This is a genomic window from Microcystis sp. BLCC-F209 (assembly GCF_041928595.1).
GTDB lineage: Bacteria > Cyanobacteriota > Cyanobacteriia > Cyanobacteriales > Microcystaceae > Microcystis.
In genome coordinates this window covers 1-13,300 of record NZ_JBHFLL010000021.1, presented here as the reverse complement: position 1 = coordinate 13,300, position 13,300 = coordinate 1, and the positions used below count along the sequence as shown (strand labels likewise).

Below are 13,300 nucleotides of genomic sequence, written 5' to 3'. Positions count from 1 at the left end.
TTTATCATTCCTAGTAGTCTGGCCACAAGGCTTTAAAGACTGTATTTCCCGAAAATTATCGGCTGCATCTCCTATTTATGACTTTCCGTCACCTATAGGTGAGCAGCAGCAGTTATTCAAAGAGGGCGAAGGCAATTCGCCCCTACAATAATGCGCCAATGGTAGGGGCGCACCGCGTGCGCCCAAAATGTCCTATAGATATTTCAACCAAATTGAGATGCACCCAAATTATCCCTATTCTTCTTACTTCCACACAAAAACCAGAAGAGCCAAACGGCGGTGTTTTCGACCCGAATTTTCGATGCTCTTGTTTAATTTGATCCTAATCTATTGTCAGTAGAATATACACTTTAGTTATCAATATGGTAATTTTTTTGCCCTGGGGAGCATGAGGGAACAAATAAATGCTATATTTCTATTAGCACCGTTGTCAAAATCTCTGGAGAGTTGGGTTACTAATATGGTTAAAATTATCGGTCGTCAATCCCTGGGAAGGAAACCAGTTTATGATATTGGTGTGGAGAAAGATCATAATTTTTTGCTGGGCAACGGGTTAATTGCCTCCAATTGTTTTAATAAATCTCACTCTACCGCTTACGCTTACGTCACCTATCAAACCGCTTATTTAAAAGCTAATTATCCTGTGGAATATATGACAGCGTTACTAACTGCTAGTAGCGATAATCAGGATAAGGTGGAAAAGTATCGAGAAAACTGTCAGAAAATGAATATCGATGTCGAACCTCCCGACATCAATCGATCGCAAAAACATTTTACCCCGATTGGGCGCAAAATTCTCTTTGGTTTGTCCGCAGTTAGAAATCTGGGCGAAAATGCGATCGAGGCTATTTTAAAAGCGCGGGAAGCAACGGGAGGAAAGTTTACTTCCCTAGGAGATTTTTGCGAGCGTGTTGATTTACGAGTGATCAATAAAAGAGCTTTAGAAACGCTAATTTATTCTGGTGCTTTTGATAAAATTCAACCGAATCGCCATCAATTAATTGAAGATTTAGAATTAGTAGTTGCTTGGGCGCAAAAACGCACCAAAGAGAAAGAAAGTGGTCAAATGAATATTTTTGATATGCTAGGAGGGAGCATAGAAAATAAACAAGAATCGGAGTTTGAACAGTCTCCCAGTGCCACCGCAGTGGAAGATTTTTCCCTACAGGAAAAGTTAAGACTGGAAAAAGAGCATTTGGGTTTTTATGTTTCCGAACATCCTTTAAAAGCTTTACAAAGAGCGGCTCAAGTCCTATCTCCCATCAATTTAGCTGACTTAGAAGAACACAAAACCAGAAAAAAAGTCAGTGCCATTGTCTTATTAAATGCTGTCAAGAAAATTATGACCAAAAAGGGGACTCCTATGGCCTTTTTAACCCTAGAAGATGCCTCGGGACAGTCGGAAGCGGTGGTTTTTTCCGATAGCTACGAACGTCTGCAAAAATTATTAGTGGAGGAAGCAACTTTAATGGTGTGGGGAAAAGTTGATCGCCGAGATGATCGGGTACAATTAATTATCGAAGATGCGGAACCGATCGAAACCATTAAAATGGTGATGGTTAACTTATCCCTGCAAGATGTCGTCAACCAAAATCGTCAAAATCTTCTTAAAAGTATTCTGCAATCGGGAGACAAACAAAAGGCAAAAGTTCCCGTTATTGCCAGCATCGGTGCGGGAACTCAGCGTCAATTTGTGCGTTTAGGACAAAACTATTGGGTAGAGGACGACAATTCGGTGCTAGAGTCTCTAAAAGTTGCGGGTTTTCTGGCTAATTCTGCACCTCTGATTAATCATTAAATGGTAACTAGCAATTATTGTTACTGTAAAACCTTCTCGGCTTCCAGTTTCGATAATAATTCTCTTTCGACCCACAAATCAAGACAAATATGGATTTTGATCACCTCTTTGACAATATTGCCACTCTTGTCCTTCATCATTCTCCTAGTGGAATGGAGACGGAAATCGATCGCCTGTTACTAGAACGCTTTCAAGAGTTAGGATTAGAAACATGGCAAGATCAAGCGGGAAATGTCATCGGCAAGATTAAAGGACGGGATTCGACCCAAAAAATCGCTATTACTGGTCATAAAGACGAAATTGGCGCTATTATCAAGGCAATTAATCCCGATGGTACTCTGCAAATTCGCCAACTTGGGGGAGCTTTTCCTTGGATTTACGGAGAGGGGGTGGTAGATATTATCGGTGATCAAGAAACCAGAGCGGGGATTCTCTCCTTTGGTTCCCGTCATATTTCCCATCAATCCCCGCAAAAAGTGCAGCAGGAAAACACACCCGTCACCTGGGAATCCGCATGGATAGAGACGAAATTGACTCCAGAAGAATTAGACGCTTGCGGGGTGCGCGTCGGTAGTCGAGTCGTGGTGGGAAAACACCGAAAACAACCCTTTCGACTAAAAGACTACATTGCCAGTTATACCCTCGATAATAAAGCTTCCGTGGCGATTCTTTTAGAACTAGCGGCCAGAGTAATTAACCCTGCGGTGGATCTATATCTGGTTGCCTCAGCCAAGGAAGAGGTAGGAGCCTTAGGGTCCTTATTTTTCACCGCAAATAACCGCTTAGATGCTTTAATTGCCCTAGAAATCTGTCCCCTCGCTCCTGAATATCCGATTCAGGATGGCAGCAGTCCTGTGTTATTGTCTCAGGATGGTTACGGTATCTATGATGAGCAATTAAATCAAGAATTGAGAATAGCGGCCGAAAAGGCGGGGATCCCCCTGCAATTAGCCGTTATTAGTGGTTTTGGTAGCGATGCCTCCATTGCCATGAAATTTGGTCATATAGCTAGGGCCGCTTGCTTAGGTTTTCCCACCCAAAACACCCACGGTTATGAAATCGCCCATCTAGGAGCCATAGCTAACTGCATTAGCATATTAGAAGCCTATTGTCAACTAATTTAGCTATTTTTAGCAAAAAACCAGAGCATCAATAGAACAATAGCGATCGCTAGTCCGCTAAAAACAGTATTTTTATGATGCTCTAACTGCATGGGTGCGGGGGGTTCTTCTTTTTTCTGTTTATTTGTTCCCTTTTTAAATTGCGCTGTACTGTCGGGAAGTTTCTCCAAATCGGGAATCTTCGTCATCCACTCATCTGGGCGTTTGAGACGGGGAGCTTCGATAATATAAAGCAGACGCTTGGCCTGTTCGCGAATTTGATAGATAGGATGGGTAATAAGTTGCTTACAGATTTCACTAGCTTTCTCCCCCTCTCCTAACCCCTGATGGGCAGAAATTAACCAAATTTGGATCTCACCCCCTTCTCGGGAGCCTAAGGAAATTAAGGCTAAAGCCGCATTTAATTGCTCGATACTAAGACGATATTGTCCACGCTCAAAAGCACTGATGCCAGCTTGATAAAGGTCTTGAAAAGAAAGATTTTCGGCCACGGAGTCAAGATCGAGATCAATAAAATTTTACATAAGTATAGCAAAAGCTAAGAAGCAAAAGGAAACTCTCGGCCATCAGCCTTGAATCAGTGATCAGCTTTTCAGTTATCAGTAAACTGATGACTGAAAAGCTCCCCACTTCCCCATTGAGAATGAGAATCTCGGCAAAAATCTGGTACACTTTCTCCTAAACCTGCTCAAAGCTGCACAATATGAAAGAGAGAAACTATCTCTTACTAAATATACTAGCGATCTCTACCATAATAATTAGTCTAGTTTTAGGGATTGTATTGGACAAAAAAGCCGCCTTGTTGGGAATTTTCGCAGTTCCTGCCATGGTCGCTTCTTTTATCCATCCCCGTCTGGGATTATTAGCCCTAATCATCTATCTTCCCCTGAGTAGTACCGTCACTTTTGCCGTGGCGAGAGTTTTTCAGGTAAAGGGCAACTTTATTGGTGAAGAGCCATCCTATGCTCTCTACAAAATCGCCAAGGATGCCTTTTATTTTCCCGCTTTAGCGGCAATTTTAATTAAAACCAAAACTTTTAAGCAATTAAGCCCCAAAATCAAGCCTTTTCTCATCACAGCTTTGATTTTAATTGTCAGCAGCTTGATAACTTTTCTTTTTGTCAATCTACCCGAAGGAGCAATTGACGTGGGAATTGTGGGATTAAAAACCCTCCTCGGTTATATTCCCCTGGTTCTCTGTGGCTACTATCTAATCAAGGAAAAACGGGATTTATTCGTGGTTAATCGGCTTTTAATCGTGATGATCTTAGTCTGTTGCGTTTTAGCTCTAGTTCAATACTTCTTACTCGTCCAAGGTATCTGTCCCGATAATGAATTCCTCAATCAACTGGAAGTTGTTGCCCCGAAATCCGACACCCAATTTTATCCAGATATTACCGACAAAGCCACCTTGAAAGCTCAATGTTTTGTCGGGGGTTCGGTGTTGTATAATCCCGATCGAGGCTTAATTCGTCTCCCCGGCACATTTTCCGATCCTTGGCAATGGGGTTGGTTTTTAGTATCTAGTAGCGTCATCAGTTACGCAGCCAGTTTTAGTGATTCACAAAAAAGATGGCGCGTCGCCAGTTGGGTAGCAATGGTTTTAGTCTTCCTTGCGACTCTGGTTTCTGGACAAAGATTACCTTTATTGCTAGTACCTTTGTTTTACTTGGTTCTTTTTATTGCTACTAGCAAAAATAAACAAAAGTTACCATTAAAATTGGGAATCTTGGGGCTGCTTTCCCTGCTTGCGGTGACGTTAATTCCCTTTATTCGGGAAAGAGGGCTAAATTTTATCGGTCGCTGGCTATATTCATCTCCCATTGACTTTGTAGTCAATCAAATCCAGTGGATCTTCAGATATGTACAGCTTTTTGGTTTTGGTTTAGGCACAGCCACCACTGGCTCTCGTCATATAGTGGGAGAAGAAGGGATAAGACTAATTGAGACCTACTACGCTAAACTCCTCTACGAAATCGGTATTGTCGGTTTTATCGCTTTTATGGCACTGGTGACAATTCTCTGTATTCTCACCTTTAAGTCCTATTTAAAGGTGAAAAATGCGGCTTTAAAGCATTGGGGTCTCTGTATCTGGATTTTCCTACTTTTTATTAGCTATAACCCCTACTATTATCCTCTCTCCGTCGATCCCGTTTCTATTTACTATTGGTTATTCGCTGGAATATTGCTAAAACTACCGGAAATCAGCGATAAATTGGAAGATGAGGCGATATTTCCCGAAAAAAATCAAGTGGAGAATTAAGAGGATTTTTATCGATAATGAAATTATCTCTCGACTGATAGGAGTTAACCGCAATGACAGCAGAAAACGTTACCTATTCCCTCGAATCTGTCCTCAAGGAAATTAAAGATAGTATTAAAAGTGTTGATCGCAAGCTAGACACTTTCCAGAAAGATGTTGACCAAAAGCTAGACAATCTCGAAAAAAGTTTTGACCAAAAGCTAGATAATCTCGCCAAAAGTTTTGACCAAAAGCTAGAAACCTTACAGAAAAATGTCGATCAAAAGCTAGACAACCTACAGAAAAATGTCACCGATGTGAAGATAGGACTAGCAACTTTAACAGAGAAAGCCGATAGTATCGATAATCGACTGATCAAGGTGGAAGGAACCCAAAGTAACCAAATTTGGACATTAATAACTCTCTTGAGCGCTTCCTTGATTGTTGTGGGATTCCGTGCTTTTTTTATGGGCAACAATCCCTAGGGGATTGCTGTAGGGTAAGGAGACTTTCTCGCTTGTCCCACCGGACAGGCTGCCCCCAGGAAAAACTTTTTCGGCAAGCCCCTGTTTTTTTATACACTTTAGTCAAACAGTTTGAGTTATAAAATAACCGGCATGACTCAACTCACACCGCGCCCTAGTGTCTTAATTGTCGATGATTTGCCCAATAATGTGCGGCTATTGTCGATTATGCTCACCGAGAAGGGATATCAGGTACGGAAAGCGATTAATGGACAGATGGCCCTGAATACAGTGCGATCGCTAATTCCCGACCTGATCCTCCTCGATATTAATATGCCCGATCTCAATGGTTATCAAGTTTGTGAACAGTTAAAAGCTGATCAAAAAACCAGAGAAATTCCCGTGATTTTTATCAGCGCTCTTGATGATGTCTTAGATAAAGTCAAAGCTTTTCAAGTGGGAGGTGTCGATTATATTTCTAAACCTTTTCAAGGGGAAGAAGTGATGGCCCGCATCGAAAATCAATTAACTATTTCTCGTCAAAAAAAACAACTACAAAACGAAATCAAAGAACGTCAAAAAACTGAGGAAACTTTAGAAATTTATCTTCATGCTGTCTCTCACGATCTCCGCAATCCCGTGATCGGGATGTTAATGATCTTAAATAATTTAATTAAAAATTCTCAGGGAGAAACTAAAGAAGTATCCCGGAAGATTTTACAACAGATGGCCAACAGTTGCGATCGACAATTAACTTTAATTGATTCTCTTGTCGAAACCCGACAAAATGATCTTTGGGGAGTTTCCCTAGAACTAAAGCCTTTATCTCTCTACGAAATCGGTCAACAGATCGGCCAGGAATGGGAGTTAAGATTAAAGGAAAATCAAGCAACTTTAATTAATAATTTTTCCCCCGATTTACCCTTAGTTAATGCCGATGCTCATCATCTCTGGCGAGTTTTTGAGAATTTATTAGCCAATGCCCTTAAACACAATCCCCAGGGGATAATTATCACTTTATCCGCTAGACTAGAGGGCAATTATCTCTGGTGTACTATTGCCGATAATGGGGTGGGAATTAGCGAAACCCAGAGAAAACAATTATTTGATCGCTATCAACGAGGCAACAATAATAATCAGATTAGTTTAGGACTAGGTTTATATCTATGTCGTCAAATTATCCATGCTCACGGGGGTGAAATTGGCATTATGAATAATGATGAAAAAGGTTCACAATTTTGGTTTACTTTACCCTACTAAGCTGTTGACTAAGTAGGTAGATGTTAAAAACTTTCAGACACCCCCCTTATCAAGGGGGGATTAAGGGGGGATCTATCTTCAATTTAATTATAACCAGCTACTTATCTACATTACTCGTTAAGACTGTCTATGAGCAGGGAGAGGCAGTTTAAACATTTGTTTTTTTCCGTGACCGGGGAAAGAAAGGGCTAAGATCTATCTAGATCAACTATCTTAAATTGCCATGGCCGCTAATGCCGACTATTCTGCCCATTCTAGCCTTAACTTGCAACAACCTTGGCATACCTATCCGGTGGAAACCACCCTATCTATCCTCGGTAGTTCGGCTGTTAATGGCCTCAATAGGGAGCAAATCGCCCAAAGAATTAAATATTATGGCAAAAATGAACTAAAAGAACGTCCAGGGCGCAGTAATTGGCAAATTCTCCTAGATCAGTTTACCAATATTATGCTCCTCCTCTTAATTGCCGTGGCCATAATTTCCGGAGGACTGGATTTACTGGCATTGCAGCGCGGTCATCTGGCTAAAATTGGTGTTCCCTTCAAAGATACGATCGCTATTTTAACAATTGTCATCCTCAATGGCATCCTCGGCTATCTGCAAGAAAGTCGCGCCGAAAAAGCTCTGGCCGCTTTAAAAAAACTTTCCTCTCCCCAAGTTAATGTTATCCGCGAGGGCCAACGCAGAGAAATAGATGCGGTTAATCTCGTCCCCGGAGACATCATGCTGATTGAAGCGGGAACCCAAATCAGCGCCGACGGCCAAATTATCGAAGCTTTTAACCTGCAAATTCGCGAATCGGCGTTGACAGGAGAGGCAAATAGTGTTAATAAATCCGCCTCCATTGACCCCTTAGACAGGGATACTCCCCTTGGCGATCGCTTGAATTTTGTCTTTACTGGAACAGAGGTACTGCAAGGCCGGGCCAAGGTCATCGTTACCAATACGGGGATGACAACGGAATTAGGCAAAATCGCTCAAATGTTAGCAACAGTCGGCAATGAACCCACTCCTCTCCAAAAAAGAATGACTCACTTGGGCAATGTCCTTGTTGCTGGTTCTCTCATTCTAGTGGCCCTGACTATTACCATCGGCCTGATCAATGCCGGTTGGTCGGCCCTAGAGGAATTAGTGGAAGTTTCCCTTAGTATGGCAGTAGCCGTCGTTCCCGAAGGATTACCCGCAGTTATCACCCTAACTCTCGCCCTAGGTACCCAACGCATGGTCAAGCGTCAGGCCTTGATTCGCAAACTGCCGGCAGTAGAAACCCTTGGTTCTGTTAATGTGATCTGTTCCGACAAAACTGGGACGCTAACGGAAAATAAAATGATTGTACGGGAGATAGAGACAGTTAATCGCAGTTTTTTAGTTACTGGGGAAGGATATAGCCCAAAAGGACAATTTTTAGACACCGAGCAACGGGCGATCGATCCCAAAACCGATCTAGAATTACATCATCTTTTAATTGCCAGTGTCCTCTGCAACGATGCCAGTTTAGACCTCGATAACGGTCACGATAGCATTTTAGGCGACCCCACGGAAGGAGCCTTATTAGTTTTAGGGGCGAAAGCGGGCTTAAATTTATCCCTAACCAAGCAAGAGTTCCCTAGAATCGCTGAAATCCCCTTTTCTTCTCAAAGAAAGCGAATGTCGGTCATTTGTCAAGGAGTCAATCGCGTACTATTTACCAAAGGTTCCCCGGAATTAATTCTTGAACAGTGTCTCTCCTACCAATCGGGATTAGAAAGTCTTCCTTTTGGGGATAGGGAAAAAGAAAAAGTCTTAGTCGCTAACAATGCTATGGCTAACAGGGGTTTACGAGTCTTAGGATTAGCCTATAAAACACTAATTTATCCGCCAGAATCAACTGAAATCAGCGAAGATGAGCTAATTTGGTTAGGAATGGTCGGTATGATCGACGCACCGCGACCAGAGGTACAAATCGCCGTGGCTAGGTGTCGAGAAGCGGGAATCCGTCCAATCATGATCACCGGCGATCATCAATTAACCGCTCTAGCGGTGGCTAAAAGTCTTGGTATTGCCCAAGCGGGAGCTTTAGTCATCTCAGGGCAAGAATTAGATAAATTATCACCAATTCAGCTAGAAAACATCATTGACAAAACTAACATCTATGCCCGTGTTTCTCCCGAACATAAATTAACTATTGTCCGCGCCTTGCAAAAAAAGGGTAAATTTGTTGCTATGACCGGAGATGGGGTGAATGATGCTCCGGCCCTGAAACAAGCAGATATCGGCATTGCCATGGGAATCGCCGGAACCGATGTCACCAAAGAGGCTAGTGATATGATTCTCCTCGATGATAATTTTGCCACTATCGTCGCTGCCACGGAAGAAGGGCGAGTGGTTTATAACAATATTCGCAGTTTTATTAAATATATTCTCGGCAGTAATATCGGGGAAGTGATTACTATCGCTGCTTCGCCTCTTTTGGGTTTAGTTACTCCCCTCACTCCCCTACAAATTCTCTGGATGAATTTAGTTACTGATGGTTTACCTGCTTTAGCTTTGGCAGTGGAACCCGCTTCTCCTAATATTATGCGTCGCCCTCCTTTTAGTCCCCAAGAAAGTATTTTTGCTCGCGGTTTGGGCAGTTATATTGTGAGAATTGGGATTATTTTTTCGATTATTAATATCACTCAAATGTTAATTGCTGTGCGCTTGGATCCGCTTTTTGGTAATACTGGTTCATGGAAAACTATGGTTTTTACTACTCTCTGTTTAGCTCAGATGGGTCATGCCATTTCCGTGCGATCAAGCGATCATCTTACCATAGAAATGAATCCTTTGACTAATCCCTATCTCTGGGTAGCAGTAACCCTGACGACAATTTTTCAACTGATGTTAATCTATGTTCCTGCCCTGCGGGATTTTTTCGGTACTCAATTTTTAACTAAAGAAGAATTATTAATCTGTTTGGGATTTAGTACCTTATTATTCGTTTGGGTGGAGTTAGAAAAATTATTTACCCGTTGGTATCATCGGCGATAATCAGGGAGCTTTTTTCATTGTTCAGTAAACAGTGAATTGAAAACTCAAATCTGATAACTGATAAACCCCATCCACAGGGAAAACCGTAGTTTGGCTTTTTCAGCTACGATCCTTATATAGGGTTTGCGGCAAAAAGTACGGGCGAAGCATTCGGATAGAAAATCTACGGTTTCATCGATAGGTTATTGCCCGAATGCTTCGCCCCTACAGGACGCGGGCCGATGAAGACGCAAGGTTTTGAAGCACGATTCTCTCAAAATCTTGCACCTGTTTCCAGAGAAAAGCCAGAAAGCCCCTACCTTGCCTACATTTCACATTTATTCAGCAAATCCTACATAGTAATAATTTTAAGGTTTAGTGCCTTGGCCGTGAAATTCCAGTTCTCTAGCTGATTGCGGTTTGGCTTACTATTAAAAATTGTTTTGATCTAAGATTGAATCAGCAATATTGTATTGGGAGTATCAAACAATGGAACCAGTTTCTCTGATTGTCGCCGCCTTGACTGCCGGTGCGGTTGCTGCGGCTAAAGATACGGCGGAAAAAGGTGTTAAAGATACATATCAAGGTTTGAAAACCTTGATTAAGCGTAAGTTTGCTAATGATGCTTTAGCACAGGCAATGGTAGAGGCAAAACCAGAGGATATCAAGAAAGCTGAAGGTTTGTTAAAAGATAAAATTGTCGAAGCGGGGGTTGATAAAGATAATGAAATCACTAAATTAGCCCAAGATTTACTAGACAAGCTCCAAGAACAACCCGGTGGACAACAAATTATCACCCAAAATATCAGTAATGTTAAATATGCTGCTGCCTCTGGCACGGGTAATGCTAGTATTAGCGGCATCACCGAGCATGGCACATCTAAGGATGACTGAGACTGTATTTTAATTAATCAGGATGGTTGATATGTCAGAACCAAGCGAAATTCAACAAAATATTACAGAAGCTCAATATGCTGCTGCCTCTGGGACTGGCAATGCAACCATCACGATTACCAATTACTATTATCGAGAAGAAGCAAGAATAGCCCCTGCTGATTCTGCCGATGTTGCTGATGATAATCTGCCCTGTCCCTATCGTGGCTTGTTTCATTTTGGGCCAGGAGATGCAGAATACTTTTTTGGGCGCAAAAGCTTTATTAAAACCCTATTTCAGGCAACCCAAACCCGTAATTTTATCCCCCTATTAGGTGCGTCGGGAAGTGGTAAATCTTCGGTGGTTTTTGCGGGATTAGTCCCAAAATTGCAACAAGAAAGTCACTGGCAGTTTACCCATTTTCGTCCCGGTTCTGACCCTTTTCATGCCCTAGCTTTAGCATTAGTTCCCCTTTATACAACTAATCTAAATGAGACAGAACGCCTCGCCCAAGCGCGTCAGTTAGCCAATTATTTGCGTGATGGCGATATTTCTTTAGCTGACGTTGTTGCCCAAATCCAACAGAATTATCCCAGTGAACGGGTGCTGGTAATTGCCGACCAATTTGAGGAACTTTATACCCTCTGTCCTGATGAAACAATCCGTCGTAATTTTCTCGATAAATTAACTACATCCCCTTTTGAAAGGGTAGGAATGGTGTTGGTATTAACGATGCGGGCGGATTTCTTGGGGAATGCTCTTTCCTATCGTCCCTTTGCTGATGTCTTGCAAAATACCGACTTGAAATTGGGGCCGATGAACCGAGAAGAACTCACAGAAGTTATTGAAAAACCGGCGCAAAAATTGGGGGTGACATTTGAAGCGGGACTGGTGGAGCGCATCCTCGATGATGTGGAGAGTGAGCCGGGGAATTTGCCATTACTAGAGTTTGCCTTAACGGAATTGTGGCAGCGGCGACAGGGCCAACAGTTAACCCATCTGGCATATACAGAAATTGGCCAAGTGCAGGGTGCTTTGGCCCGCCATGCCAATGAAGAATATCACAAGCTGAGTGAGGCGCAACGGGAACAGATGCGGCGCATTTTCATCCAATTGGTGCGCCCAGGAGAAGGCACAGAAGATACGCGGCGGCTGGCGACAAAAGCGGAATTGGGGGCGGTAAATTGGGCGCTGGTGAAACAATTGGCGGATGCGCGTTTAGTTGTCACCAGTCGCAGTGAAGAGGCACAGGTGGAGACGGTGGAAGTGGTGCATGAAGCACTGATTCGCAATTGGGGGGAATTGCGGGGCTGGATGGATACAGACAGGGTTTTTCGCGCTTGGCAAGAGCGTTTGCGGGGGGCGATGGGGCAATGGCAAAAGACGCAAGGGGATGAAGGCTCATGGTTGCGCGGGGCGGCGTTGGCAGAGGCAGAAGAACAATTGAAGCAACGCCCAGAAGATATCAGCCAAAGTGAACAGGATTTTATCAGGCAGAGTCTCCAAGAGCGAGAACGGATAAAACAAGCCGAAGCAGCCCGCAGGCGGCGCGAAATTAGAACCGCTTGGGGGATTGCGGCGGGTTCCTTGGTGGCGGTGGTGGTTAGTAGTAGTTTGGGTTGGATGGCTTGGCAAAAGACGAGACAGGCAGAATTTAATCAAGCTGAGTCTCTTGGTAGATATTCCTTATCTCTATTGAATGAACATAAAAACTTGGAGGCTTTCGTCGAAGCGATTAAAGCGGGAAAAATTCTACAAAAGCAGCAGACGTACAACAAGGAGGTGACTAATGCCTTACAGGAACTTCTCAACCGCAAAAGTGAACGCAATCGCTTAGAGGGGCATGATGACATTGTCTGGAGCGTTAGTTTTAGTCCCGACGGTAAGACATTAGTGAGCGGTAGTGTTGACAGGACTATCAAACTCTGGAATGTAGAAACAGGCCAAGAAATCCGCACCCTCAAGGGGCATGATAGCGGTTTCAATAGCGTTAATTTTAGTCCCGACGGTAAGACTTTGGTGAGCGGTAGTGATGACAACACTATCAAACTCTGGAATGTAAAGACAGGCAAAGAAATCCGCACCCTCAAGGGGCATGATGGCTATGTCTCAAGCGTTAATTTTAGTCCCGACGGCAAGACTTTGGTGAGCGGTAGTTGGGACAACACTATCAAACTCTGGAATGTAGAAACAGGCCAAGAAATCCGCACCCTCAAGGGGCATGATGGCTATGTCTCAAGCGTTAATTTTAGTCCCGACGGCAAGACTTTGGTGAGCGGTAGTGTTGACAAGACTATCAAACTCTGGAATGTAGAAACAGGCAAAGAAATCCACACCTTCGAGGGGCATGATGGCCCTGTCAGAAGCGTTAATTTTAGTCCTAACGGCAAGACTTTGGTGAGCGGTAGTGATGACAAAACTATCAAACTCTGGGATGTAAAGACAGGCAAAGAAATCCGCACCCTCAAGGGGCATGATGGCTATGTCTCAAGCGTTAATTTTAGTCCCGACGGCAAGACTTTGGTGAGCGGTAGTTGGGACAACACTATCAA

At 43.1% G+C, this 13,300-nt stretch carries 9 protein-coding genes; 8 read left to right on the top strand and 1 reads right to left on the bottom strand.

Annotated features, from left to right (window positions below):
• Nucleotides 1-460 precede the first annotated feature (460 nt).
• Nucleotides 461-1,798, top strand: a complete 1,338-nt coding sequence (locus ACE1AQ_RS00920; RefSeq protein ID WP_008205055.1) for an OB-fold nucleic acid binding domain-containing protein — start codon at nucleotides 461-463, stop codon at nucleotides 1,796-1,798.
• Nucleotides 1,799-1,887: 89 nt separating this feature from the next.
• Nucleotides 1,888-2,922 (top strand): M42 family metallopeptidase, encoded by a 1,035-nt coding sequence (locus tag ACE1AQ_RS00915; protein WP_374807681.1) that lies wholly within the window; start codon nucleotides 1,888-1,890, stop codon nucleotides 2,920-2,922.
• Here ACE1AQ_RS00915 and ACE1AQ_RS00910 read toward each other — a convergent pair.
• Nucleotides 2,919-3,410 (bottom strand): hypothetical protein, encoded by a 492-nt coding sequence (locus ACE1AQ_RS00910; RefSeq protein WP_008205059.1) that lies wholly within the window; start codon nucleotides 3,408-3,410, stop codon nucleotides 2,919-2,921. The genes ACE1AQ_RS00915 and ACE1AQ_RS00910 overlap by 4 nt on opposite strands.
• Nucleotides 3,411-3,622: 212 nt before the next feature.
• On the opposite strand from ACE1AQ_RS00910, the gene ACE1AQ_RS00905 reads away from it, so the two are divergent.
• From ACE1AQ_RS00905 to ACE1AQ_RS00880, 6 genes are all read left to right on the top strand, one after another.
• Nucleotides 3,623-5,182 (top strand): hypothetical protein, encoded by a 1,560-nt coding sequence (locus tag ACE1AQ_RS00905; RefSeq protein ID WP_374807679.1) that lies wholly within the window; start codon nucleotides 3,623-3,625, stop codon nucleotides 5,180-5,182.
• A gap of 53 nt (nucleotides 5,183-5,235) precedes the next feature.
• On the top strand, nucleotides 5,236-5,646 hold the full coding sequence (locus tag ACE1AQ_RS00900) for a hypothetical protein (protein ID WP_374807678.1): 411 nt from the start codon (nucleotides 5,236-5,238) through the stop codon (nucleotides 5,644-5,646).
• A 132-nt stretch (nucleotides 5,647-5,778) separates the two neighbouring features.
• A complete protein-coding gene (locus ACE1AQ_RS00895) occupies nucleotides 5,779-6,885 on the top strand; it encodes a response regulator (RefSeq protein WP_374807676.1) in 1,107 nt (368 codons plus the stop codon).
• Between the two features lie 223 nt (nucleotides 6,886-7,108).
• Entirely contained in the window at nucleotides 7,109-9,895 is a 2,787-nt protein-coding gene (locus ACE1AQ_RS00890) for a cation-translocating P-type ATPase (RefSeq protein WP_374807675.1), read from the top strand.
• 468 nt (nucleotides 9,896-10,363) lie between these two features.
• Nucleotides 10,364-10,768: a hypothetical protein gene (locus tag ACE1AQ_RS00885; protein WP_374807674.1), complete on the top strand. Its 405-nt coding sequence runs from the start codon at nucleotides 10,364-10,366 to the stop codon at nucleotides 10,766-10,768.
• A 31-nt stretch (nucleotides 10,769-10,799) separates the two neighbouring features.
• Nucleotides 10,800-13,300, top strand: a 2,501-nt coding sequence (locus ACE1AQ_RS00880; protein WP_374807672.1) for a WD40 repeat domain-containing protein, incomplete at its 3' end; no start/stop codon positions are given.